Annotated in this window: 26 protein-coding genes and 1 tRNA gene; 4 read left to right on the forward strand and 23 right to left on the reverse strand. The window is 68.7% G+C overall.

The genetic code is table 11. From position 1 onward, the window contains the following. Complete coding sequence (locus DW306_RS15205) at nt 1-864, forward strand: 3-methyladenine DNA glycosylase (RefSeq protein ID WP_136056431.1); 864 nt, start codon at nt 1-3, stop codon at nt 862-864. A 19-nt stretch (nt 865-883) separates the two neighbouring features. On the opposite strand, the gene DW306_RS15210 is transcribed toward DW306_RS15205, so the two are convergent. The 5 genes from DW306_RS15210 to DW306_RS15230 form a co-directional block, all read right to left on the reverse strand. Then, nucleotides 884-2086 (reverse strand): glycoside hydrolase family 3 N-terminal domain-containing protein, encoded by a 1203-nt coding sequence (locus tag DW306_RS15210; protein ID WP_168429345.1) that lies wholly within the window; start codon nt 2084-2086, stop codon nt 884-886. 38 nt (nt 2087-2124) lie between these two features. Next, entirely contained in the window at nt 2125-2781 is a 657-nt protein-coding gene (locus tag DW306_RS15215; RefSeq protein ID WP_136056432.1) for an SDR family oxidoreductase, read from the reverse strand. Between the two features lie 29 nt (nt 2782-2810). Then, the gene (locus DW306_RS15220; protein WP_136056433.1) at nt 2811-3338 is read right to left on the reverse strand and encodes a hypothetical protein; all 528 of its coding nucleotides are present in this window, start codon (nt 3336-3338) and stop codon (nt 2811-2813) included. Continuing rightward, nucleotides 3335-4126 (reverse strand): hypothetical protein, encoded by a 792-nt coding sequence (locus DW306_RS15225; RefSeq protein ID WP_136056434.1) that lies wholly within the window; start codon nt 4124-4126, stop codon nt 3335-3337. The genes DW306_RS15220 and DW306_RS15225 overlap by 4 nt, the downstream gene beginning before the upstream one ends. 62 nt (nt 4127-4188) lie before the next feature. After that, nucleotides 4189-5259, reverse strand: coding sequence for an NAD(P)-binding domain-containing protein (locus DW306_RS15230; protein ID WP_136056435.1), 1071 nt, complete (start codon nt 5257-5259; stop codon nt 4189-4191). A 137-nt stretch (nt 5260-5396) separates the two neighbouring features. On the opposite strand from DW306_RS15230, the gene DW306_RS15235 reads away from it, so the two are divergent. Further along, nucleotides 5397-5469: transfer RNA gene (locus DW306_RS15235), tRNA-Ala, on the forward strand. Between the two features lie 134 nt (nt 5470-5603). Then, nucleotides 5604-5783, forward strand: a complete 180-nt coding sequence (locus tag DW306_RS15240; RefSeq protein ID WP_136056436.1) for a hypothetical protein — start codon at nt 5604-5606, stop codon at nt 5781-5783. Nucleotides 5784-5860: 77 nt separating this feature from the next. On the opposite strand, the gene DW306_RS15245 is transcribed toward DW306_RS15240, so the two are convergent. From DW306_RS15245 to DW306_RS15280, 8 genes are all read right to left on the reverse strand, one after another. Continuing rightward, entirely contained in the window at nt 5861-6145 is a 285-nt protein-coding gene (locus DW306_RS15245) for a hypothetical protein (protein WP_136056437.1), read from the reverse strand. A gap of 104 nt (nt 6146-6249) precedes the next feature. Further along, nucleotides 6250-7284, reverse strand: coding sequence for an AsnC family transcriptional regulator (locus tag DW306_RS15250; RefSeq protein WP_136056438.1), 1035 nt, complete (start codon nt 7282-7284; stop codon nt 6250-6252). Beyond that, a complete protein-coding gene (locus DW306_RS15255; RefSeq protein WP_136056439.1) occupies nt 7281-8183 on the reverse strand; it encodes an alpha/beta hydrolase in 903 nt (300 codons plus the stop codon). The genes DW306_RS15250 and DW306_RS15255 overlap by 4 nt, the downstream gene beginning before the upstream one ends. 28 nt (nt 8184-8211) lie before the next feature. After that, complete coding sequence (locus DW306_RS15260; RefSeq protein WP_136056440.1) at nt 8212-9390, reverse strand: Xaa-Pro peptidase family protein; 1179 nt, start codon at nt 9388-9390, stop codon at nt 8212-8214. Nucleotides 9391-9397: 7 nt separating this feature from the next. Then, the gene (locus tag DW306_RS15265) at nt 9398-10297 is read right to left on the reverse strand and encodes an ABC transporter permease (protein WP_136056441.1); all 900 of its coding nucleotides are present in this window, start codon (nt 10295-10297) and stop codon (nt 9398-9400) included. Next, nucleotides 10294-11256 (reverse strand): ABC transporter permease, encoded by a 963-nt coding sequence (locus DW306_RS15270; protein ID WP_136056442.1) that lies wholly within the window; start codon nt 11254-11256, stop codon nt 10294-10296. Before DW306_RS15270 ends, DW306_RS15265 begins: the two co-directional genes overlap by 4 nt. A gap of 31 nt (nt 11257-11287) precedes the next feature. Then, nucleotides 11288-12907 (reverse strand): ABC transporter substrate-binding protein, encoded by a 1620-nt coding sequence (locus tag DW306_RS15275; RefSeq protein WP_136056443.1) that lies wholly within the window; start codon nt 12905-12907, stop codon nt 11288-11290. Beyond that, nucleotides 12907-14115, reverse strand: a complete 1209-nt coding sequence (locus DW306_RS15280) for a membrane dipeptidase (RefSeq protein WP_136056444.1) — start codon at nt 14113-14115, stop codon at nt 12907-12909. The genes DW306_RS15275 and DW306_RS15280 overlap by 1 nt, the downstream gene beginning before the upstream one ends. A gap of 158 nt (nt 14116-14273) precedes the next feature. On the opposite strand from DW306_RS15280, the gene DW306_RS15285 reads away from it, so the two are divergent. Then, nucleotides 14274-15941, forward strand: coding sequence for an ABC transporter ATP-binding protein (locus DW306_RS15285; RefSeq protein ID WP_240747217.1), 1668 nt, complete (start codon nt 14274-14276; stop codon nt 15939-15941). 25 nt (nt 15942-15966) lie between these two features. Here DW306_RS15285 and DW306_RS15290 read toward each other — a convergent pair whose 3' ends face one another. The 10 genes from DW306_RS15290 to rplU form a co-directional block, all read right to left on the reverse strand. Further along, a complete protein-coding gene (locus DW306_RS15290) occupies nt 15967-16656 on the reverse strand; it encodes an SDR family oxidoreductase (protein ID WP_136056445.1) in 690 nt (229 codons plus the stop codon). Between the two features lies 1 nt (nt 16657). Next, nucleotides 16658-17044 (reverse strand): ribosome silencing factor, encoded by a 387-nt coding sequence (gene rsfS, locus DW306_RS15295; protein ID WP_136056446.1) that lies wholly within the window; start codon nt 17042-17044, stop codon nt 16658-16660. Next, nucleotides 17044-18282 carry a hypothetical protein gene (locus DW306_RS15300; protein ID WP_136056447.1) on the reverse strand — a complete coding sequence of 413 codons (1239 nt, stop codon included), beginning with the start codon at nt 18280-18282 and terminating at the stop codon, nt 17044-17046. The genes rsfS and DW306_RS15300 overlap by 1 nt, the downstream gene beginning before the upstream one ends. Further along, nucleotides 18279-18884 (reverse strand): nicotinate-nucleotide adenylyltransferase, encoded by a 606-nt coding sequence (nadD, locus tag DW306_RS15305; RefSeq protein WP_136056448.1) that lies wholly within the window; start codon nt 18882-18884, stop codon nt 18279-18281. The genes DW306_RS15300 and nadD overlap by 4 nt, the downstream gene beginning before the upstream one ends. A gap of 7 nt (nt 18885-18891) precedes the next feature. After that, nucleotides 18892-19116, reverse strand: a complete 225-nt coding sequence (locus DW306_RS15310) for a hypothetical protein (RefSeq protein ID WP_136056449.1) — start codon at nt 19114-19116, stop codon at nt 18892-18894. A gap of 65 nt (nt 19117-19181) precedes the next feature. After that, complete coding sequence (locus DW306_RS15315) at nt 19182-20435, reverse strand: glutamate-5-semialdehyde dehydrogenase (protein ID WP_136056450.1); 1254 nt, start codon at nt 20433-20435, stop codon at nt 19182-19184. A gap of 9 nt (nt 20436-20444) precedes the next feature. Continuing rightward, nucleotides 20445-21230 (reverse strand): glutamate 5-kinase, encoded by a 786-nt coding sequence (gene proB / locus DW306_RS15320; protein WP_136056451.1) that lies wholly within the window; start codon nt 21228-21230, stop codon nt 20445-20447. After that, nucleotides 21227-22726 carry a GTPase ObgE gene (gene obgE / locus DW306_RS15325; protein ID WP_136056452.1) on the reverse strand — a complete coding sequence of 500 codons (1500 nt, stop codon included), beginning with the start codon at nt 22724-22726 and terminating at the stop codon, nt 21227-21229. The genes proB and obgE overlap by 4 nt, the downstream gene beginning before the upstream one ends. 114 nt (nt 22727-22840) lie before the next feature. Beyond that, nucleotides 22841-23098: a 50S ribosomal protein L27 gene (rpmA, locus tag DW306_RS15330; protein ID WP_028501603.1), complete on the reverse strand. Its 258-nt coding sequence runs from the start codon at nt 23096-23098 to the stop codon at nt 22841-22843. 18 nt (nt 23099-23116) lie between these two features. After that, nucleotides 23117-23425 (reverse strand): 50S ribosomal protein L21, encoded by a 309-nt coding sequence (gene rplU, locus DW306_RS15335; protein WP_168429346.1) that lies wholly within the window; start codon nt 23423-23425, stop codon nt 23117-23119. Nucleotides 23426-23518: the final 93 nt, after the last annotated feature.

The raw sequence follows: 23518 nt of genomic DNA on the forward strand, positions 1-23518 counted from the left end.
ATGACTCTCGCACGCGAGGGCTGGCTGGGGCGGGAGGCCGCGCATCAGCAGCGGGCAGACGCGCTGACGGCCGAGCACCGCGCCCGGTCGGCGCGCGGCGAGAAGCATCCGGTCTGGGACTTCCTCTTCACCTATTACGGCTACAAGCCGGCCCAGCTGCGGCGCTGGCATCCGGGAGCGGGCGTCGAACTCGCCGATGCCGCGGAACGCGCTTCCTGGCGCTGGTACTCCCCGGGCGCGTCCGACGACGCCGTGGTCCCCGACGCCGCGGCCTTCGCCCGGGAGAAGCCCGAGCTCGCCGGTCTCGTCGAGCGGATGCTGCGCCGCACGGCTTCGCGACCCGGTCAGTTCGGCTGCTTCGGACTGCACGAGTGGGCGATGGTGTACCGCGCCGAGGAGCATCGGCATCCGGTTCCCCTGCGACTCGGACAGGCGGGCACCGACGCGGTCGTCGAGAGCCACGACCTGCGCTGCACCCATTTCGACGCCTTCCGCTTCTTCACCCCCGAGGCTGTGCCGCGCAACCGCACGGCGTTGTCGCGCGACGAGCAGCCCCTGTTCGAGCAGCCGGGCTGCCTGCACGCCGGGATGGACCTGTACAAGTGGGCGATGAAGCTCGGGCCGCTCATCCCCGGCGAGCTGCTGCTCGACGCATTCGAACTCGCGCGCGACATCCGCCTGCTCGACATGCAGGCGGCACCCTACGACCTCTCCGCCTGGGATGTCGTTCCCGTGCCGATCGAGACCGCCGACGGCAAGAGCGAGTACGTGCGACGCCAGCGCGGATTCGCGGAGCGGGGAACGGCACTGCGCTCGGCCCTGCTGACGGCGTGGTTCGGCGACGGCGCGCGCGCAGCCGCCTGAGCCTCGATCCGGCTGGCGCTCAGCCGACCGGTTCGCAGTCCGGACACACGGCCCACTGCGCGGTGGCCGACGACGATGCCAGCCGCAGGGCCATCACGCGCGTGGCGGCTTCCGCCAGACGTTCGGCGGGAAGGGTGCCCGCATCGACCGAGGCGGCGATGCCCGCAGCCATCTGTCCGGCCGTGCCGGCGTCGGATCCGGCGATCATCAGCACGAGGTCGTTGCCCGCGGCCACCGCGGCGACGCCGTTCGCCACGGGATCGGCATGCGCCGGGTCTCCCGACGACAGCAGCATGCCCAGGTCGTCGGTCACGGCGACGCCGTGGAATCCGAGCTCGTCGCGTGCGATCTGGTGCCACGCCGCGGACAGCGAGGCCGGAGCCGGATCGACAGCCGTGTAGGACAGGTGACCGAACATCAGCAGGGAGGCTCCGGCGTCGATGCCGGCGGCGAACGGGACGGCCTCGGTCGCGCGCCACTCCTCCATGCCCATCCCTGTGCTCGGGATGGCGCTGTGCGAGTCGCCGGGCGCCGCTCCATGACCCGGGAAGTGCTTCAGCGTGGAGCCGAGGAACTGCTCCTGCGCCGCCGTCGCGGCGGTCACACGTTCTGCGGCGCTCGTCGGATCGGTGCCGAGCGCGCGCCCGTAGATGAAGGAGCGCGAGTCCGCGGTGAAGTCGGCGACGGTTCCGAAGTTGACCGTGATGCCGGCGCGGGCTGTCAGCGAACCCCGGGCGGCGAAGGCCGCTGAGACGTCATCGACCGGTCGGTCCTTGAGCGAGGTCGACGCCGCGAAGTCATCCCCGTTCAGGCGCGAGACGATGCCGCCCTCCTGGTCGACGGCGATCAGCGGCGGAAGCGCGGGATCGACGGTGAGCGCGGAGGTCAGGGCCTGCAGCTCACCCTCGGTCGCGGGGATGTTGGCACCCATCAGGATGAAACCGCCGAGCCCGGACTCCATGTAGGAGCGGAGAGCTGCGGCATCCGTCCCGGCGACGTGGCCCATCACGATGCTCGCGGCCTGCTGCGCCACCGTCATCTGCGCGACGAGCTCCGCTGCGCGGTCTTCGGCGACGGGTTCCACGACGGCGGGGGGTTCCACGACGGCGGGGGCGGGCGTCGCGCTCGCCGTCGAGACCGCAGCCGCTGCGGGCCCAGCGCACAAGGTCGCGATCGCGACCACGGCGATCGCACCGGCCGACCGAGCGCGGTATCGACGCATTCCGGACTCCTTCCCGCCGCCTCGTCTCGGCGGAGCGCTCAGCAGGCGAGCGCTTCCGCGATGGGAAGCGCGCCCTGCTCGGTGCCGTTGCCGAAGCGGAGCGTGCGCCCGATCGTGCACGGCTCCGCGAGCGACGCGGCGATCACGGCGGCGACGTCGGCACGCGACACCTCACCGCGACCGTCGGGGTCGAGCTGGATCCGACCGGTCGGATCGTCGAGGGTGAGGGTTCCGGGCGCGAGGATCGTGCCCTCCAGGCCGGTGCCGCGCAGGTGCTCGTCGGCCGACCACTTCGCGTCGGCATAGGCGAAGAACGGGTCGTCCTGCGGCACGCCGTGATCGGCGGTCGAACCGATCCACGAGACCATCACATAGCGGCGAACACCGGCACGTTCGGCGGCATCCATCGACCGCTCGGCAGCGTCGCGATCGACCGCGTAGGTGCGCTGCGGGTCTCCTCCGCCGGCGCCGGCTGACCAGACCACGGCGTCGTGACCGCGGATGATCTCGGCGAGGGCTTCGACGTCGAGCGTCTCGATGTCGGCCACCAGGGCGCGGGCACCGGCGGACTCGACGTCGGCGGCGTGGTCGGGATTGCGGATGACCCCGGTGACCTCGTCACCCCTCTCGGCGAGCAGCGGGGCGAGGAGCAGAGCGATGCGGCCGTGGCCGCCGAACACGATGATGCGTGACATGTTCCTCACCCTACGCGCCGTCGCCGACGTCAGCGAGGCGTCTGCGAACTGTCGATCACGAACGCCTGCGGATGCGACGCGAGGTAGCGCACGACCACCGGCTCGCCGCTCGGGAGGTAGGTGTCGCGATCCGGGTAGAGCGCGGGCGTGAAGAAATTACTCTCGAGCGTGTACTCCACGCCCTCAGCCGTCGTGAACGTCACCCAGTCGCCGTCCATCGTGGCCGTGGTCGGGCGGCCGTTGTCGTAGATGTAGGCACGGGTCACCGGCACCCCCGTCAGGCTGAGGATCCCGATGACGAGCGAGCCCAGCATGACGAAGGCGAGCACGCGGAACACGATCCGGAGGATGCGGCCGCCGACCTGCCCGCGCGGGCGCTCGTCCGGACGGAGGAGCCCCTCCCGCTCGCGGATCGTGCGGAGCGCCCCACCCGGTGCGGCGCCGCGGACCGACATCGCGAAGAGGCCGAGGATCGAGAATCCGGCGATGAAGACCATCGCGTAGCCGTGCGACGCAGGGAAGTTCAGCAGCCAGATGAGGGTGTCCATGGGGTTCATCGCCCGGCCTCCTTCTCGATCGTCACCGCGACCGTCTGGGGATCCTCTCGCCGGTAGAACGCCCAGATGGGCGCACCGACCTGCAGATGCGAGATCGCCTGCGGGTACACGAAGACCGTGGTGTCGGCCTCCCAGCTCGCGGCATCCTCCGGAGCCATCAGCACGCGCAGCGCGAGCTCGCTCTGCCCCTCTCTGCGGCGACCGGTGGGCCGGACTTCGAGCACGGATGCCGGGACCTGCGTGCCGGTGGTTCGGGCCCGCACCTGACTCGGGTCGATGAGGCCGCGATCGATGCGCCACTGCAGCAGCGCATCGCGCACGGCCGGATCGTGGGGGTCGGCCAGCTCCACCGTGTCGTGATCGGTCGCGCTGTAGCGCACGGCGAGCGGCTGACCGATCTGGAGCGCGGAGAAGTCGCTCGCGTCCACCAGCATGCGCAGCTGCCCGATGAATTCGTCTCCGGCCGTCGGTGTGACGCGGATGAACAGGTCGTACTGCGGCACGTCGTTCACCGTGAGCCCGGTGCGCGAGATCTCGACGACGACGCCGACGCCGATCTGCACGTCGCCCCGGGGCTTGCGGCGCCGCCCGAGTCCGAGGAACATCCCCCCGAAGGTGAGCAGCAGGCCCCAGGCGACGCCGATGAAGATCGGCCCGCCGAGCGTGTCCTCGCCCGAGAACGGCAGGATCGACTGGCGCTGGTTCACGCCGAAGAGCCCCTCGCCCACCCAGATGACGAGCCAGGCCGAGAGCAGCAGCCAGACGACCGCGAACACGATGCGAAGCATGCCCTCAGCGTAGCGATGGGGTGCGGCCCCGCCGAACACGGGTCACCCACGTTCCGGGCGGGTCAGCCAGCGCTGGCCGGAGCCTCAGCGTGGTGCAGCATCCGCTGCACGCCCTTCGCTGCCGAGCGCCCGGCGCGGTTCGCGCCGATCGTGCTCGCCGACGGGCCGTAGCCGACCATCTGGACGCGCGGATCCGCCACGGCCGTCGTTCCTCGGCCGTTGCGGTCGAGCTGGATGCCGCCGGCCGCACTGCGGAGATGGAGAGGAGCGAGGTGGGCGATCGCGGGACGAAAGCCCGTCGCCCAGAGGATCACATCGACGCGCTCAAAGCTGCCGTCCGCCCAGCGGACCCCGTCGGGTTCGATGCGCGCGAACATCGGTCGCCGGTCGGCATAGGCGCCGAGTCGCTCGGCCTCTCGCTCCTGCGGCCGCAGCATCAGGCCCGTGACGCTGACGACGCTCTGCGGAGGGAGTCCGGCGGCGACCCGCTGCTCGACGAGCGCGACGGCTGCGGCCCCCGCCTCCGGTGAGAAGTCATCGGTGCGCCAGACGGGCTCACGCCGCGTGACCCAGAGGGTGTCGGTGATCGGGGCGAGGGCGCCGAGGAACTGCACGGCGGACGCTCCTCCCCCGACGACGAGCACGCGCTTGCCGATGAAGTGCGCGGGGCCCGGGTAGTCCACGGTGTGCAGCTGCTCGCCGACGAACGTCTCCATGCCCGGCACGTGCGGCAGGAACGGATGCGTCCATGTGCCGGTCGCGTTGACCAGGGTGCGCGTCGTCCACTCCCGCTCTCCCGCATGGACCACGAGCAGTCCATCGTCGTCTTCGACGCGATCGACCTTCACCGGGCGGATGACCGGCAGCGCGTGCTTCTGCTCGTAGGCGGTGAAGTAGGCGGGCACGGCGACGTTCGCCCGTTCCTCGTCGCGCGGAGGAGGCGTGTCTGCCGGAAGCTCGGCGACCCCGTGCACGTCGCGCATCGTCAGCGCGTCCCAGCGGTGCTGCCACGCGCCGCCGGGGCGTTCGCCGGAGTCCAGGACGACGTGCGAGATCCCCAGGCGGGTCAGGTGGAAGGACGTCGACAGACCCGCCTGCCCAGCGCCGATCACGAGGCTCTCGAGGATGTTCACGCTGAATCCAACATCGCCGCGCATGCCGTTGTTCCGCGGTCCCGACGACGCGCCCGGGAGCTGCGCTCCGATTGGTGCTCGCCCGGATTCGTGTAGTACTCTTTTCGAGTTGCCCCAAGGTTCACGGAGCAGCGTCTGGGCCTGTGGCGCAGCTGGTAGCGCACCTGCATGGCATGCAGGGGGTCAGGGGTTCGAGTCCCCTCAGGTCCACAACGAAGCCCCCGGGTCACCGGGGGCTTTCTCCGTCCTAGCGCGCTGTCCGATCCCGGTCAACCCGCTCACTCGCGTGACCGCACCGCCGTACGGTGGCGGCATCCAGATCCACTGAGCGAAAGGATGCGATCATGTCCAACCCGATTCCTCCTGTCGTCCCCTTCCCGGACGACGGCGAGCCCGACGGCGTCCCGACGAAGGTCGTCGACGGCGAGCACGTTCCCGACACCGACGTCGACGACGCGCTCGTCGACAGTGCCGAGGCCGACCGTGTCGCCGCCGAGGCGGACGTCGACGACGACGACGCCTGAGCAGGACGACGAAGCGCACCCCCACGGGATCCGTGAGGGTGCGCTTCTGTCATGGGCGCCCTTGCCCATGGCTCTCTCTACGTCGTGAGAAGAGTCGGTGCCGGTGCCACGGCGATCGGTCCGGTGGACCGTGCCGATCGGTGCAATCGGTCGATGTCCTCGAGCACTTCGAAGGCCGATGCATACCGGAGGGCGAGCGGGAGTTCGCGGAGCCAGTTCACCTCGACCTCGGTCTCGGCCACCTCGTACACGCAGGCGACCAGGTGGCGGGTGTCGTTCGGCGGATACCGCAGGTCGTTGATGACCCATTCCGATGACGTGAGGCGATTCAACACATAGCGGGGATCTGGCACGTCTGACATCGGCTGGGCCCTCCAATGGACTCTCTCTGGAGGAGATTCTGGTCGGGAACGCACCCTGCGGGGAGCCCCTTGACAGGTCGCGCCCCTCGTGACGCGCACGGGGATCAGGCGTCGACGTCGATCGCCCCCGCGGATGCCACCTGGGCACGCCACCACGGCGTCTCGATGAAGCCGCGCTTCATGAACACCAGCTCCATCGATGCGTTCCAGCCACGGACGCCCTTCAGATGCGCGATCGTGCCGGTGAGGAAGTCGTGCAGGGTCTCGGTGCTGGGGAGGATGATCTCGCAGTACAGCGAGTTCTCCTCAAGAGCCGCGGCGAGGAAGCGGACCGACACATGCTGCGACAGCGTCTGCGCGACCGACGCGATCCTCGAGGGCTCGACCCGCAGGATGAGCAGCGTCTCCGCGCTCATCCCCAGAGCGGATGCCGGAACCATCGTCACCGTGGTGAGACAGCCGCCGTTGCGCATGCGCTCGTAGCGCCGGCGGACGCTGCTCTCGTTCATGTCGAGCTTCGCGCCGATGGAGAGGAACGACGCGCGCCCGTTGTGCCGCAGCTCGGCGACGATCGCGCGGTCGGCATCGTCGAAGTGCGACGGATCGCAGGTGTTCGGTGCGGGCATGTACGACTTCGGGTCGCTCGTCGCCTCGGCGTGCGCGTCGTACAGTTGACGGCCCCAGTCGAAGCTGACCTTGTAGGTGTGCACGACCAGGTCGCTGCGCCATCGCTCGACGCCCGGGATCCCCTGGAGATCGGTGAGCACGTGCGCGTACGTGGCCGAATCGCCGGGGATCACGACCTCCGCGAAGACGTCGAACTTGCCGGTCACGAGGGTGACGAACCGCACGTAGGGCGATCCGATGAGCTCCTGCGCGACGGCCAGCTGCGCCCCGGGCGTGCAGTTGATCCGCACGAAGAAGGTCTCCACATGCCCTTCGCTCCCGAGCGTCGGCACGATCCCCACCTGCACCACGCCTTCGGCGAGCAGCTGCTGGCCGCGACGGGTGACGGTCGAGACGGATGCTCCGGCGAAATCGGCTATCGACGTCCAGCTCGCGCGGCCGTCCTGCTGCAGGGCGACGACGATGCGACGGTCGAGATCGCTGAACTCGCGGCCGATGTGGGTGCTGCTCATCGCGTCAGCGGCGGGTACACCCGATGCAGGAACGTGCGCACGGTATCGGTCCACGCCTCTGCCTCCTCGATCTGCGGGGAATGACCCGACTTCTCGAACACCACCATCTCGGAGTCCGGAATGAGATCGGCGATCACCTGGCTACACGATACTGGCGTGATCCAGTCCGTCCGGCCCACGGTGATGAGTGTCGGCACCGCGATCTCGTGCAGACGCGGCTTCAGGTCGTAGTTCGGCAGGTTCACCGAGAACGCGTAGTTGTGGGCGCGGTAGCGGTACGGCGTCGCCTGCACCTTGCGCTCGGTCGCCTCGGGATCGTAGACGAAGTCGTACAGCGGAAGGATCTCCCGCCAGCAGTCCTTCAGATCCTCGTCGTCGCGGACCCGGCCCTCGTCGATGCGGTCGAACTTCTCCATGTCGATGGTCACGCGGTCGGACGCCAGAGCGTTCTCCCGCGCCAGGTGCGCATTGGAGTTGTCGGCCGAGGTGTCGCGCAGTATGACCGCGGCGACCCGGTCCGGGTAGCGCAGCGCGTACTCCATCGTCATGAACCCGCCGTACGATCCTCCGGCCATCACGATCTTCTCGGCGCCGATCCACTCGCGCAGGCCGTCGATGTCGGCCGCCCACTGCTCGTGGCTGTACGTGCCCTCGCCCTCGCTCTGTCCGCTGCCGCGCGCGTCGAACACGACGACGCGGTACTCGTCGACGAGGCGCCCGAAGCTCGCGCGGGGCTCCGCGCGCGAGCCGAGACCGGGCGCGCCGTGGTGGGTGATGATGACCGGGGCGCCCTCGGGACCGAGCACCTCGACCGCCAGGTGGTTGCCGTTGATCTCGACCCACTGGTGGTCGCTCGTCGCGGCGGCGAACTCCGGGGAAACTGGCGGGGTGGATGTCATGTCGTCCTCTTTCTCGAGATCGGATGCGTCAGAGCGCGATGGTGCAGTCGTCGAGACCGCGCGGGAAGGTGGTCAGCGCCTCGGCGCCGTGGTCGGTCACGAGCATGCTGTCGCTGATGCGGTAGCCGGCATGCCCCGGCACGTAGATCCCCGGTTCGTTCGAGACGACCATGCCCGCCTCGAGCAGCGTCGCATCCCCGTCTTCCAGCCAGGGCGCCTCGTGCATGCCGAGTCCGATGCCGTGGCCCTGGCGATGGCGGATGAACTCGCCGAGGCCGGCCTCGCGGATCACGTCGAGGCAGAGGCGGTTCGCCTCACGGCACTCGAGCCCCGCCCGGATCGTCTCGCGTCCGAGCTGCTGCGCCGCGTGGATCGTGTCGTGGTAGCGCCGCTGATCGGCCGTCGGCTCGCCGAGCACGAAGGTGCGCTCCCCCTCGATGAAGCGCCCGCCGACCGCGCAGCCGAGCGAGAGCATGAAGGTGTCCCCCGCCTTGAGCCGGTTCACCGACGGCAGACCGTGCGGGAACGCGGAGTTCGCACCGGAGTACACCAGACCACCCGCGAGCAGCGAGGCGACGACGACGTTGCGGTGCTGGGCATACATCAGCGATGTGCCGGCCGCCGTCACGTGACGCTCGAGCTCGGTCTCGGTCGGCAGGTCACCTCCCGCCGACACGGCATCCGTCACCAGCTGCACGCCGGCTTCCAGCATCCGATCCGTGATGCGCGCGGCCTCGCGGTGCAGGGCGACCTCTTCGGGGAACTTGACGTACCGTGCGCGGGTGAGGAGGTCGGATCCGACGAGCTCGGCGCCGCTCATCGCGGCACGTGCCGCGGTGAGGCGCTGATACGGCATCGTCGAGGCGAACCCCACACGGCCGCGCGGCGATACGGTCGACGCGAGCACCTCGAACGGCGCGACGACACCCGGGTACTCGAAGAACGCGACCAGTTCGGCGCGGGAGGACTGCGACAGCGCATACTCCCGCTCGAGTTCCGGCAGGAGCATCACGACGCGGCCGTCGGCCTCGAGCCAGACCGCCACCGGACGCTCGGACGGGTGGTGGAAGAATCCGGTGAGGTACGCGATGTCCTCGGGGTGATCGGTGAGGAAGGCGTCGAACCCCTCCTCCGCCATGCGCTCGCGCACCCGTGCCTGCACACGGTCGAAGAACGCAGGGTCGAGACGCTGATCGAACTCGGTCATGTGGCTCCTAGCGGGCGAGATGGCGCGGGTTGCGCGCGTCGTTGTAGGCGATCGAGAGCAGGGTCGCGGAGAGCACGAGGATCAGGATCGCGATCGACGGGAAGAGCGTCAGCCACCACGCGCTCACCATCGCCCCGGCCTGCTGCGCCTCGTAGAGCACGCGACCCCAGGACCAGCTCGTCGGATCTCCCAGTCCGAGGAACGCGAGTCCTGCCGCGGAGAGCACGGCGCGCGACGCCGTCACCACGACCGAGACGACGACCACGGGGGTGACCGCCGGCAGCACGTGCCGCGAGATGATCCACAGCGGCGACGTCGTCATGAGGCGCGAGACGTCGACGTAGGGCAGACCGACCACCGTCAGCGCCTGCGAGCGCACGAGACGGGTCACCTCGGGCCACGAGAACGCCGCGACGACGAAGATGATCGTCGATGTGCTCGGACCGACCAGAGCCGCGATGAGGATCATCAGGGGCAGCACCGGCAGCGAGAGCGTCATGTCGACGATCACGCTGATGATGCTGTCGAGCTTGCGGAAGTAGGCGCCGAGCACCGCGATGATCGTGCCGAACACGATCGCGATCACCGAGGCCGCCACCGCGACGAGCACGCTCTGCTGCGTGCCCCAGATGACCTCGGCGAACACGTCGCGCCCGAGGGCGTCGGTGCCGAACCAGTGGTCGCCGCTCGGCGGACGCAGCACATCGGGGCCGTAGCTCGCCGGGTATGGAGCGATCAGGGGCGCTGCGAGGGCGACGATCACGAGCAGGATCAGGAGTCCGAGCGAGATCATGCCGAGCGGGTCGCGGCGGAAGGCACGCCAGGTGTGGGCGCTGGCGCGCTCGCTGCCCACCGCGGCGGGCTCGCTGGGCACCAGCGGGACGGAGGAAGGAAGCGGCGCGGTCATGAGGTCTTCACTCTCGGGTCGAGGTAGCCGTAGACGATGTCGGTGAGCGTGTTGGCGACCACGACGGTCGCGGCGAGCATGAGGAACGCGCCCTGCAGCACCGGGAAGTCGAGCTGCGTGACCGCCTCGTAGATGCCGCGTCCGATGCCCGGGTAGGCGAACACCGTCTCGGTCAGTACGGCGCCGCCGACGAGGAAGCCGAGCTGCAGGCCGATCAGGGTGGTCGTCGGCAGCAGGGCGTTGCGCAGCGCGTGCTTCCAGAGGATCCGACGGCCACGGAGCCCATTGGCCTTCGCCAGCAGGATGTAGTCCTCGCCGAGCGTCTCGATGAGCGTCGAGCGCATCGTCAGCACGTAGGACCCGACCTGGATGAGCATGAGCGACACGGCAGGGAGCACGAGGTGCTGCGCCACGCTGAGATACCACTCGAGGCCGTAGGTGTTGTTCGTGTACGCGCCGCCGATCGGGAACCAGCCGAGGTTCAGCCCGAAGACGAACAGCAGCAGGATCGCGACGCTCGGCACGAACAGGGACTGCCCGGTGACGCCGACGATCTGCACCGCACGATCGATGAAGCGGCCCTTGTGCGAGGCTGCGGCCACTCCGAGCGGGATGCCGATGACGATCGTCAGCACCAGAGCGGTCATGGTCAGCAGGAGCGTCCACGGCAGCCGCTGCAGCAGAACATCCAGCACGGGAATCGACTGGGTGAACGAGATGCCCAGGTTCCCCTGGACGAGCTGCCACATGTACAGCCCGTACTGCACGATCAGGGGCTGGTCCAGCCCGTACTGCTCGAGGATGGTCGCCCGGATGGCCTCCGTCATGTTCGGGCTCGCCAGCGCCAGGGCCGGGTCACCGGGAAGCAGCCGCAGGAGCAGGAACGTCACGGTCACGGCGAACCAGATCGTGAGCAGACCTCGACCTGCGCGACGGAGAATGAACGATGCTCGGGACACCCGGGCGACCTTCCTCGAGATTTCAGTGGTGTTATTCGACCGGGTGCGCGCTCGCGAGCGAGAGCGGGTTCACGATCGACAGCAGTTCGCTCGGCTTCGAGATGAATCCGTCCCATTCGTCGCTGGCGGCGAAGAACAGGTTCTGCGTGTACATGATGTTGTCGTAGACCTGCTCGTGCACGATCTTGTTGGCGTCGCGCATGATCGAGATCTTCTCGTCCTCATCGAAGGTGACCATGCCCTCTTCGATCAGAGCGTTCAGCTCGGGGTCGTCGACGTGGGTGTAGTTGATCGCACCGCCCGGCAGGTACGACAGGGCGAAGTTCGTCACCGGGTCGTCCATGATGGCGAAGTTGCCCGCGTAGATGTCGTAGTCGCCCGCGTTGGTCATCGAGAGGTAGGTGTTCCGCTCGGTGCCCTGGAGCTCGATCGTGATGCCGGCCTCGGCCGCGGTGTCCTTCACGAGCTGAGCCCACTGACTGGTGACGCTGTCCTGGAGCGAGTAGATCAAGCGGAACGACACCGGGAAGTTGCCGTTCGCGTCTGCCGTGTACCCGGCGTCCTCCATGAGCGAGCGCGCCTTCTCGGGGTCGAACTCGTACTCCTTGATCGAGTCGTCGTAGTACTTCGCGAGCACCGGCATCAGCGCGCTGGAACCGGTCGACACGGCCTGGTCCTGCAGGACCACGGTGCGGATCGCGTCGTAGTCCACCGCGTGGGCGAGCGCCTGACGCACCTCGGTCTTCGCGAGGTCCGGCTTCTCCATGTTGTACACGAGGTGCGCGTAGCCGAGACCCGCCGCCTCGATGACCTGCAGCCCGTCGGTGTTGCTGAGCTGCTCGACCTGCGCCGGCGGGAGGGCGTTGGCGATCACGTCGATCTCGCCGCTCTGCAGAGCCAGGATCTCGGTGTTCACGTCCGGGTACACGCGGTAGACGACCTCGGCGGGACCGGGGACTCCGCCGTCGATGAGCGGATAGTCCTCGACGCGCTTCAGGGTGTAGTGCTGGCCGACCTGGAAGTCGTCCAGCACGAACGGCCCCATGCCGACCCAGCCGCCGTCGCTGCCGTCGTTCGGGAACTCCGCGATCGAGCCCTTCGGCTCGAAGACGTGCTGCGGCACGACGACGCCCCAGAACCCGATCTCGTCGATGATCGACGAATCCGGCTGCGTGAGCGTGAGCTCGACGCGGGTGTCGGAGACGGCTGTCGCCGTGTCGAGGTTGCCGAGCTGCCCGAAGAACGTGCCCGGCGCCTGGTCGCGCTTGACCGCGTTCAGGGTCCAGGCGACATCCTCCGCCGTCAGCGGCTCGCCGTCGCTCCAGGTGAGGTCGTCGCGGATCTCGTAGAAGCCGGTGGTGTCGTCCACGTAGCCCCAGTCGGTGGCGACATGGGCCTCCTTGGTGCCGTCCTCACTGATGCTCAAGAGGTGCGGATACATCAGGTTCGTGATCCACGAGTCGGTCCGGCTGTTGCCGAGCACCGGGTTGAAGTTCACGACGTCGGTCGTCGTGCCGATGCTGAGCGTCTCGTCGCTCGGCCCGGTACTGCCGGATGTCTCCCCCGGCTCCGGGGCCGTGGGCGCGCAGGCGGCGAGACCGACGGCGAGAGCCGCGGCCGCGCCGAGCGCGAGGTACTTGCTGTGCTTCATCAGACCCAAACCTCCTCGAGTACGCGCATGGTGTTCCCACCGACGACGGCGCGGATCTCGTCGTCGGAGTAGTCGTGCTTCACAAGCCAGCCGATGATGTTGTAGAACGCCTCGGCCGGGTTCTCGATGCCGTCGACGTACGGCTGCTTCTCGTACTCGACGTTGGCGTGCGCCTGGCCGAGCGAGAGGTTCGACGAGAAGGCGTCGTGCAGTCCGACGTGGTCGCCGAACAGGGTGTCGGGGCCGAAGCTGACGTGCTCCAGACCCACCAGGTCGACACAGTACTGGAAGTGATCCATCACGGATTCCAGCGAGTGCTTCGGATGCTGGGGCGAGATGGTCGTGTGCGGAGCGGCCTCGATGCCGATCACGCCGCCGCGCTTCGCGCACTGGATGATCGTCTCGTCGGTCTTCATGCGGTTGGTCGGCCACAGCCCGCGCGCGCCGGCGTGGGTGATGAACACCGGCTTCTTCGAGTGTGCGATCACGTCGAGGCATGTCTGGTCGCCCGAGTGCGAGATGTCGATCGCGATGCCGAGCTTGTTCATGCGCTCGACCGCGCGCTCGCCGAAGTAGGTGAGCCCGCCGTCGCCGCGCTCCTTGAGCCCGCCGCCGAGCATGTTCGCCTCGGAGTAGGCGATGCCCATCTGGCGCACGCCGAAGCCGTACAGGACGTCGAGGCGGTCGACCTCGTTCTCGATCATCGTCGACGCCTCGAGCGCGAAGATGTGGGCCACGCGACCGGTCTCCGCCGCGTAGCGGATGTCCTTGATCGACTCGGCCTTGATCACGAAGTCCTGGTGCGCGAGGTCGGCCATGCGTACCCCGAGATCGAACAGCACGTCCTGGTACTTCCAGCCGGCATCGCTGGAGATGCAGCAGGTGCCGTCCATGCCGTTGTCGAAGACAGCGGTGAGACCGGAGCGCGCCAGCCCCTGGTAGCCGGTGGGTTCGCGGCCCTGGCGGATGTGGTCGCGGAGCTCGCCCATGTCCTCGGGGAACACCTGCACGTGCTCGTGCAGGGAGATGACGGTCTCCTCCCGCAGCAGGCGCTCGGTGCGCTCCTTCTGCGCGTCGCTGAGGTCGAGACCCTCGTAGGCCGGCACGCGGCCGATCTGCTTGGCGTAGCGGAACTCGCGATAGTCCTTGCCAGCTTCGAGGTAGTCGTAGGCGGTGTAGCCGGTGTACCGGTCTGCTTCTTCGAGCACGAATGCGCTCCTTCGGTTCGGTGATGCGGATGCCTCTCCCGATCGACGAGTGGGAGATTTCCTCGAATCTCGTTGATTTCGGCGCACATGTCAACCTTGCTGAACAATTTCGGCTGAGATGTTTCCTGTTCGAAACAATTCAGAGGTATTCTCCTGACATGATGGCAAGCATGGAGAACACGTCACCGCCGGAGAACGGCGTCGTCCTCGACGTCCGCGGGCTCACCGTCACCCTGTCGACTGACGGGCGGTCGAATCGCGTCGTCGACGGCATCGACGTCACGGTCCGCCGCGGCGAGGTGTTCGCCCTCCTCGGTGAATCCGGGTCGGGCAAGTCGATGACCGCTCGCGCCATCATGGGCCTGATCGACAACGGCGACGTCGAGGCGACGAGCATGACGCTCGGCACGACCGACCTCCTCTCCCTCTCCCCCGAGCAGCACCGCCGTCTGCGCGGCGTGAAGGTCAGTCTCGTCATGCAGGACGCCCTCTCCGCGCTGAACCCGGTGCTCAGCATCGGCGATCAGATCGTCGACCTCATCCGCGCCCACCGCACGGTCAGCCGTCGTGCGGCGTTGGCGCGCGCCGTCGAGCTGCTGACTCTGGTGGGCATCCCCACCCCGGAGAAGCGGGTGCACGACTACGCGCACCAGTTCTCGGGCGGCCAGCGGCAGCGCATCCTGATCGCCATGGCGATCGCGCTCGAACCGGATCTCATCATCGCCGACGAGCCGACGACCGCGCTCGACGTCACCGTGCAGGCGCAGATCCTCGACCTGCTGCTGTCGCTGCGGGATCGCCTGGGCATCGGCATCCTGCTCATCACCCACGACCTCGGCGTCGTGATGGAGGTGGCCGACCACGTCGCGGTGATGCGCACCGGGCGGATCGTCGAAGCCGGGCGGGCGGACGACGTCCTCACCGCGCCCCAGCACCCGTACACCCTGCAGCTCCTGAATGCGGTGCCTCGGGATGTGACCGCCGCCGCGGAGACCGACGGCTCGACGCCGATCCTCGACGGACGCGGCCTGGAGCGCACGTTCCGCTCGGGAAGCGGGCGCCGGGCGCACCGCGTCGCCGCCGTCGCCGGCGTCGACATCCAGCTGCACAGCGGAGAGATCCTCGCGATCGTCGGCGAATCCGGCAGCGGCAAGTCCACTCTGGCGCGGATGCTGGTGGGCCTCGACTCCCCCGACGCCGGCACCCTGCGCTACCGCGATGAAGACGTCACGCGGGGCAGGTTGCGCGACCGTCGGATCCTGCGCCGCGGCGTGCAGATGGTCTTCCAGGACCCGTACATGTCGCTCAATCCGCGGATGACGGTCCAGCAGATCATCGCCGAGCCGCTGGCCGCCACCCGCACCGGGACCGCCTCCAGCCGCCGTGAGCGCGTCGCCGAGCTGCTCGAGCTCGTCGGGCTCACCCCCGAGATGGGATCGCGCTTCCCGCATCAGTTCTCCGGCGGTCAGCGCCAGCGCATCGGAATCGCCCGTGCTCTCGCCCTCGACCCCGATGTGCTGGTGTGCGACGAGCCGGTGTCGGCGCTGGATGTGTCGATCCGGGCGCAGATCATCGACCTGCTCTGCGATCTGCGCGAACGGCTGGGCATGTCGATCGTCTTCATCGCTCACGACCTCTCGCTCGTGCGCCACATCGCCGACCGCGTCGCCGTGATGTACCTCGGCGACATGGTCGAGATCGGCGACACCGAAGAGGTCTACTCGAACCCGACCCACCCCTACACGCAGTCGCTGCTGTCGGCCATCCCGCCGCAGACGCGCGCCGAGCGCGGCATGCTGGCTCGAAGGACCCGGCTGACGGCCTGACGCACGCCTCCGCCGGAGGCAGAGCTCAGCGGCCGGGACGGACCGTCAGGTCGGTGATCTCGGCGTCGCGAGGGAGATCGAGAGCCGTGAGGATCGTCGTCGCGACGGCATCCGCGCTGATGAACCGCTCGGGGTCGTACTCGCTGCCCTCCTGCTGGTGCACGCGCTCCTGCATGGGGGTGGCCGTACGGCCCGGATAGATCGAGGTCACGCGCACACCGTGCTCGGACTCCTCGGCGCGCAGCGCGTCCGCCAGCGCCTTGAGCCCGTGCTTCGAGGCCGCGTAGGCGCCCCACCCGGCGTTGGCGCGCAACCCGGCACCCGAGTTCACGAACACGACCTGGCCCCGCGACACGCGCAGCACCGGCAGCAGAAGTCGCGTGAGCTCGGCGGGGGCGACGAGGTTCACCGCCAGCTGCTGATCCCACAGCGTCGGCGCGAGATCCGCGACGGTTCCGAGATCGACGATGCCGGCCACGTGCAGCAGCGAGTCGATGCGCTCCGGAAGGTGCTGCTTCGAGAGCGCCCACGAGATGCGGCCCGGCTGAGAGAGATCGGCGACGAGCGTCGATGCACCGGGGAGCTGCGCCGCGATCTCTCGGGCGCGCCCCGCGTCTCGTGCCACGGCGATGACCTGATCGCCGCGGTCGAGCAGTCGGCGGGCGACGGCGTCGCCGATGCCGGAGCCTGCACCGGTGATCAGGTGCACAGCCACGTCAGGAACGATCTGCGGCGGGCTCGGACTCGGCGACCTCGATCGGAACGACCGGGCAGTCCTTCCAGAGGCGCTCGAGGCCGTAGTAGACGCGCTCCTCCTGGTGGAAGACGTGCACGATCAGGTCGCCGAAGTCGAGCAGCACCCAGCGGGCCTCCGCACGGCCTTCACGACGCACGCGCTTGTGACCCGACTCGATCAGTCGATCCTCGATCTCGTCGGCGATCGCGGCGACGTTGCGCTCGCTGTTGCCGGTGACGAGCAGGAAGATGTCGACGAGCGGCAGAGGCTCCGACACGTTGAGCGCGACGAGGTCCTCTCCGCCCTTGTCGACGGCGGCTTGTGCTGCGAGACGCAGCATCTCTTCGGCGGTTTCAGGTGATTGCATCAGAACACATTCGTAGATATGGCGACGACCAGAGCGACCGCCAGAGCGAGAGCCAGACCCCCGACGATGATGGTGAGGACGAGAGTGAGCCGGTTGCCCTTCTCGGGCGCCGGCGGGCGGATGATCTCGCCGGCGGGCTTGATCGTGCTGACCGCTGCACTGGCGGCGATCGGGGTGGGCGAGGATGCCGGGGCGAGCTCGCCGTCGATGAGGACGGCGTCGACGTCCTTGCCGTCGGTGGTGCCGTGCGCGTGACCCTGCGAGCCGAGCCCTCGGGGCAGCTCGTACGAGCCGGTCACGAGGATCTCGCCCGTGGAGGCGACGGGACCCGACAGGGATCCCTCACCCGGCGAGGGGGTGAAGATGAGAGCGTTCGGCGCGGAGTGCTGCGAGCCGGTCGAGTCGCCGACCGTGAGCAGCTCGTCGAAGGACGGGCGGAACGGCGCGTGCGGCTCCGGCGAGTCGGTCAGCAGACCTTCCCCGAACGCGGAGTTGACCGTCGGGCGAGGATCCGCCACGACGTCGTCGTCATCCGCGTCTTCGACATCCGCCAGCACGTCGTCGTCATCGGCGACCACAGGATCGCTCTCGCCGGAGAACCCGAACACGGCGGCGACGTCATCCGACGTCTCCGCAGGCTCCTCGGTGACCTCGAGCGGGACGACACCCACGCTGTCGGCGGCCTCCGCAGCACGGACCGGTTCGACGACGATCTCGTCGTCGACGTCATCGTCGTCGCCCGCGGTGTCGGACGGCGCGGGAGCGGCGGGAGCAGGAGCCGCGAAGTCCGGGACCCCGGAGACGATCGCGGACGACTGCTCGGGCACGGAATCGACGGGAGTCTCGGTGACGGGCTCCTCGGCGACGGGAGTCTCGGCGACAGGCTCTTCCACGGGGGCCACATCGACAGCCTCTTCCGCGACGGGAGCGTCGACCGGCTCCTCGACGCGGGACTCGTCCTCGCCGACCACGGCGACCGACGCGGTCTTGATCCGCTCCTGCTCGCGCACCTGGCGGCGGGTCAGCGGTGCGCCGGAGTCGGATGCCTCATCGGCGACCGGTGCGGGCGGGACCTCGACCGGCTCGGCGGGGCGGGGAAGCGGTGGCGCCGGCGGAGCAGCCTCGGCCGCGGCGGCGGCCTCTTCGGGGGTGATGACGGGAGTGGATCCCGTCAGGCGGATCTCCCGCAGCTGCTTGCGCGTCAGCGGACCGTGTTCTTGCTGATCCGATGTACTCATGCCTTGCTCCGATACAGATGATGCTTCGCGATGTACTGAACGACTCCGTCGGGGACCAGGTACCAGACCGGCTGATCGTCGCGAACGCGTTCACGGCAGACCGTCGACGAGATCGACAGCGCCGGCACCTCCAGCTGGCTCACGTTGTCGCTCGGGAGGCCGTCCGTGCTCAGAACGTGTCCTGGGCGGGAGACCGCGACGAAATGAGCCAATTCCCACAACTCATCATGGTCCCTCCAACTGAGAATTTGCGCTACGGCATCGGCTCCGGTGATGAAGAAGAGCTCGGCGTCCGGTCGATCTCGCTTCAGATCGCGGAGCGTGTCGATCGTGTAGGTCGGTCCCTCACGATTGATGTCGACCCTGCTGACCGTGAACTGCGGGTTGGATGCCGTGGCGATGACGGTCATCAGATAGCGGTGCTCGCTGGGGGTGACGTCCGACTTCTGCCACGGGTGTCCCGTGGGGACGAAGACGACCTCGTCGAGATCGAAGGAGTGCGCGACCTCGCTCGCGGCGACCAGGTGACCGTGATGGATGGGGTCGAACGTACCGCCCATCACGCCGATGCGCGGGGTGCGCGTGGTCGCAGCAGTGTTCATGAAGGGCCTAGTGGCCGTGTCCTGCCTCGTGTCCGTCCTTGCCGTGCTTCGCCGCCCAGGCCTCGGCCTTCGCCGAGTGACGGTTGGCGACGTTCTTGTACGACAGCGTCACCAGAGCCAGGAACGCGAAGACGATGATGGCGATGACTCCGAAGATCAGCGTCTCGAGCTGGACGTTGCCGTGGTGCTCGGTTTCGGCGGCGGCCATCGCGATCTGTGCGACGAGGTTCATCGTGACTCCGTTTCGTGGCGTGCTCTTCGGGTTCCTGAGCGGGACAGCGTCCCCCAGTCTAGCCCTCAGCCGCGGGTCTGACCCGATCCACGCGCGAGCCACTTCGTGCTGGTCAGCTCGGCGAGCCCCATCGGACCACGGGCGTGCAGCTTCTGCGTGGAGATGCCGACCTCCGCACCGAAACCGAATTCGCCGCCGTCGGTGAAGCGGGTCGAGGTGTTCACCATGACCACGGCCGAATCGACCTCGGCGAGGAAGCGCTCCGCGTTGCGCGAATCGGTCGTGATGATCGACTCGGTGTGGCCGGTGCTGTATCTGCGGATGTGTTCGAGAGCCTCGTCGAGGGAGTCGACGACCTTGATGGCGATGTCCAGGCTCAGGTACTCGGTCTCCCAGTCCTCCTCGGTGGCCGGGATCACGTTCGAGACCAGGCCGGCGACCATGTCGTCACCGTGGATCGCCACGCCCTCGCTCTGCAGCGCGCTGGCCACGAGCGGGATGAGCCGCGGTGCGGCCTGCCGGTGCACGAGCACGGTCTCCACCGCGTTGCACACGCTGGGACGCTGCACCTTGGCGTTCACGACGATGTCGCGCGCCCAATCATCGGGCGCGGTCTCGTCGAGCAGGATGTGCACGTTGCCCGCCCCGGTCTCGATCACCGGCACGGTCGACTCGGTGACGACGGTCTCGATGAGGCCGGCGCTTCCGCGAGGCACGAGCACGTCGATGAAGCCGCGGCCGTGCATGAGCGCCTTCGCGCCGTCGCGTCCGAAGTCGTCGACGGTCTGGATCGCCTCTCCGGTCACCCCTGCCGCCTCGAGGGCATCCCGCATGATCTCGACCAGGACGGTGTTCGAGTCGCGTGCCGCGCTTCCGCCGCGGAGGACCACGGCGTTGCCCGACCGCAGCGCCAGGGCGGCGATGTCCACCGTGACGTTCGGGCGAGCCTCGTAGATCGCCCCGACCACGCCGAACGGCACCCGCACCTGCTCCAGGGTGACGCCGTTCGGCATCCGGTGCCCGCCGACGACGCGACCGACCGGGTCGGCGAGGGCCGCCACCTGGCGCACGGCGGACGCCAGCGCGGCCACACGCTTCTCATCGAGCCGCAGACGGTCGATGAGAGACTCGCCGATCCCCTCGTCGTTCCCGCGAGCGACGTCGCGGGCGTTCGCCGCGATGATGCGCGCTGCGTTCTGCTCGAGCGCCACGGCGATCGCTTCGAGGGCGCGTTCCTTGTCGTCGCTGGTGAGAGCGGCGGTGGCGCGAGACGCCTCCTTGGCGCGCTCCAGGCGCACCTGCGGGGTCTGGTCGGTCATCCGCCCAGTTTAGGAGATCGCGGGTTCGAACCAGGTTCCGATGTCGGCGCCGGCGAGGGCCTTGTCGACGAGGTCGGCGCTCGTCACGAGCACGCCGATGCCGGATGCCGCGGCCAGGCGTGCGGCCGAGACCTTGGTCGCCGCTCCCCCGGTGCCGACGCTGTTCACGACGGTCGCACCGAACTCGAGTCCGCTGAGGTCGGCGTCGGGCGCGACGGTGTCGATGGGCTCCGCCCCGGGGTCGGACGGCGGCTTCGTGTAGAGGGATTCGATGTCGCTGAGCAGGATGAGCGCGTCGGCCTCGATGAGCTGCGCGACGAGAGCGCCGAGTCGGTCGTTGTCGCCGAACCGGATCTCCTGCGTCGCCACCGTGTCGTTCTCGTTGACGATCGGGAGGATGCGCAGGCCCAGCAGGCGCTCCATGGCCCGGCGGGCGTTGGAGCGCGACGTGGGGTTCTCGAGGTCGCCCGTCGTGAGCAGCACCTGCCCGGCGACGATGTCGAAGGGGCGCAGCGACTCCTGATACCGGTAGACGAGGATGTTCTGGCCGACCGCTGCCGCCGCCTGCTGGGTGGCGAGGTCGGTCGGGCGTGCGTCGAGCCGCAGGAACGGGATGCCGGTCGCGATGGCGCCCGAGGACACCAGGACGACCTCCGCACCACGCCCGTGCGCCGCGGCGAGGGCTTCGACCAGCACCGGGATGCGCCAGGAGGATTCGCCGCTGATCGACGAGGATCCCACCTTCACCACGATGCGGGATGCCGTCGCGAGGTCGGCACGGATGCGAGCGGTCACTCGCCTTCCTCGCGGTAAGCCGCGAGGCGCTGAGCCTCCACCTCCGCACGAGCAGCGGCCTTGGCATCCATGCGCTCGTAGTACGTGGCGCGACGCTCCGACGTCGTACGACGATCGTTCGGCGCGAGACGCGGGTCGGTTCCTCGCGGAGCGGCCATCAGTTCGGCGGCGGACTGCATCGTCGGCTCCCAGTCGAACACGATGCTGTCGCCCTCGCCGATCACGACGGTCGATCCCTGCACGGCGCCGACGCGGAACAGCTCGTCCTCGACGCCCAGCTTGTCGAGGCGGTCCGCCAGGTATCCGACGGCCTCCTCGTTCTGGAAGTCGGTCTGCTGCACCCAGCGCACCGGCTTGTCGCCGAGGACGCGGTAGATGTTGCCGTAGGTGCCGCCTTCGACGCGGATCGAGAAGTCCTTCTTGGCACCGCGAGGACGGATGACGACCCGCTCCTTCGGAGCGGCGACGACCGCTTCGGCCCGGTGCTTCTCGACGAGTTCGCCGAGGGCCAGGGTGAGCGGACGGAGGCCCTCGTGGGAGACGGTGGAGATCTCGAAGACGCGGAACCCGCGGGCTTCGAGGTCGGGGCGCACCATCTCGGCGAGGTCGCGCGCCTCCGGCACATCGATCTTGTTCAGCGCGATGATCTGCGGACGCTCGAGCAGGGGCGTCTGCCCCTCGGGCACCTCGTACGCGCCGAGCTCGGCGAGGATGACGTCGAGGTCGGAGATCGGGTCGCGGCCCGGCTCGAGCGTGGCGCAGTCGAGCACGTGCAGCAGTGCGGTGCAGCGCTCGACGTGGCGGAGGAACTCCAGGCCGAGGCCCCGTCCCTCGCTCGCGCCCTCGATGAGGCCCGGCACGTCGGCGACCGTGTACCGGAAGTTCTCCGACTGCACCACCCCGAGGTTCGGGTGCAGCGTGGTGAACGGGTAGTCGGCGATCTTCGGCCGAGCGGCGGAGATCGCACCGATCAGGCTGGACTTGCCGGCGGACGGGTAGCCCACCAGCGCGATGTCGGCGACGGTCTTGAGCTCGAGGACGACATCGCCCTCGTACCCCGGCGTGCCGAGGAGAGCGAACCCGGGCGCCTTGCGCTTCGTCGTCGCGAGCGCCGCGTTCCCGAGACCGCCCTGACCACCGGCGGCGACGACGAAGCGCTCCCCCGGCTCGATCATGTCGACCAGCACCTCGCCGGCCGTGTTCTTCACGACGGTGCCCACGGGAACCGGAAGCTCCAGCGTCTCACCGAGGAAGCCAGAGCGGTGGTCGCCCATTCCGGGACCGCCGTTCCCGGAGCTGCGGTGGGGCGAGTGGTGGTACGACAGGAGGGTGCCGGTCTGCGAGTCGGCGACGAGCACGATGTCTCCGCCGTCGCCGCCGTTGCCGCCGTCCGGGCCGCCGAGAGGCTTGAACTTCTCGCGGTGCACCGAGACACAGCCGTTGCCGCCCTTGCCTGCACGCAGGTGCAGGGTCACGGTGTCGACGAACGTGACCATGTCCGGATCTCCTCCTGTTTGATACTTCGAGCCCGGCCGAGCATTCGGCGGGCAGATACACGGACGGGGCGAGCCGAAGCCCGCCCCGTCCGGATGATTACTCTCGCGCTGTGATCACTCAGCAGCGGCGACGATGTTGACGACCTTGCGGCCGCCCTTCGCGCCGAACTGCACCGCACCGGCGGCCAGGGCGAACAGCGTGTCGTCGCCACCACGGCCGACGTTCACGCCGGGGTGGAAGTGCGTGCCGCGCTGGCGGACGATGATCTCGCCGGCGAGGACCTGCTGGCCGCCGAAGCGCTTCACGCCGAGACGCTGAGCGTTGGAATCACGACCGTTACGGGTGGAGCTTGCGCCCTTTTTGTGTGCCATGTCCTGGTCTCCTCGGTCTTACTTGATGCCGGTGATCTTGACGCGCGTGAGCTCCTGACGGTGGCCCTGACGCTTCTTGTAACCGGTCTTGTTCTTGTACTTCTGGATGACGATCTTCGGGCCGCGCAGGTTGCCGATGACCTCGGCCGTGACCTTGACCTTCGCCAGCTTGTCAGCGTCGGTGGTCACCGTAGCGCCGTCGACGAGCAGCACAGCGGCGAGCTCGATCTTCTCGCCCTGGGCAGCCTTGACACGGTCGAGCTGAACGATCGTGCCGACCTCGACCTTCTCCTGCCGCCCACCGGCGCGCACTACTGCGTAAACCACTTCATACCTGTTTCGTTGGGGAGCACGTGGGCTCCGAGAATCTCACGGGAAGACTGTTGCTTGCATGCGTCGCAGGACGACGAGTGCGAAGGC

Source organism: Microbacterium sp. K24 (assembly GCF_004794465.1).
GTDB lineage: Bacteria > Actinomycetota > Actinomycetes > Actinomycetales > Microbacteriaceae > Microbacterium.